Raw genomic sequence first — 885 nt, forward strand, 5'->3', positions numbered from 1 at the left:
AGCCTCGGATCGCGTCTGCGGCAAACGCCTCGTATCGATGATCCCAGCGCTGTTGCCTGCACTCGAGCGGCATGGTCGGCTGAGGCCGACAAGCGAAGAGCGCGCGCTACTGGTAACGATGAGTGCGGCGACGATCGATCGAATGTTAATCGACGTCAAAGTTGCGGCTGCTGGGGGGCGCCGGCGGCGGGTTGGATTCTACTCGGCGATTCGACGCGAGGTGCCGATCAGAACCTTCAACGACTGGGCCAACCCGCCGCCTGGTTTTTGTGAGATCGACATGGTCGCGCATGGTGGAACCAGCGTGGCCGGCTCGTTCATCCAGACGCTGACCATGGTGGATATCGCCACGGGATGGACGGAATGTCTGCCCCTGGTGACCCGCGATGGTAGCCTCGTCGTCGAAGCGATGACGCGAGCACAAAGTCTGTTCCCGTGGGTGATCCGGGGTGCCGACTTCGATAACGACAGCGCGTTCATGAACGACGTCGTTGTTCCATGGTGCCGAGCACAGCAGATCGAGGTAACGCGGTCCCGCGCCTACAAGAAGAACGATCAGGCTTTCGTGGAGCAGAAGAACGGCGCGGTGGTGCGGCGGCTCGTCGGCTACGGGCGGTTCGATGGGGTCGCGACGGCCCGTGTGATGGCGCGTCTCTACGCGGCGGCGCGCCTGCTTGTGAACTTCTTCCAGCCGTCATTCAAGCTCAAGGAGAAGCGCCGCGAGGGCGCGAAGGTCATCAAACGCTATCATCCGCCGGCTACGCCGTACGAACGTGCGCTGGCACACCCGAAACTCGCATCGGCGATCAAGCGCCGTCTGCGCGCGGCATACCGCACTCTGGATCCCGTGCAACTGCTTGCCGACATCCGTGCGGCGCAGGAAGA

Annotated in this window: 1 protein-coding gene; it reads left to right on the top strand. The window is 63.1% G+C overall.

Annotated features, from left to right (window positions below):
- Positions 1–142 precede the first annotated feature (142 nt).
- Positions 143–885 (top strand): integrase catalytic domain-containing protein (locus SO140_RS46120; RefSeq protein WP_498544225.1); only part of this gene is annotated, 743 nt, incomplete at its 3' end.

Source organism: Bradyrhizobium sp. UFLA05-108 (assembly GCF_059803455.1).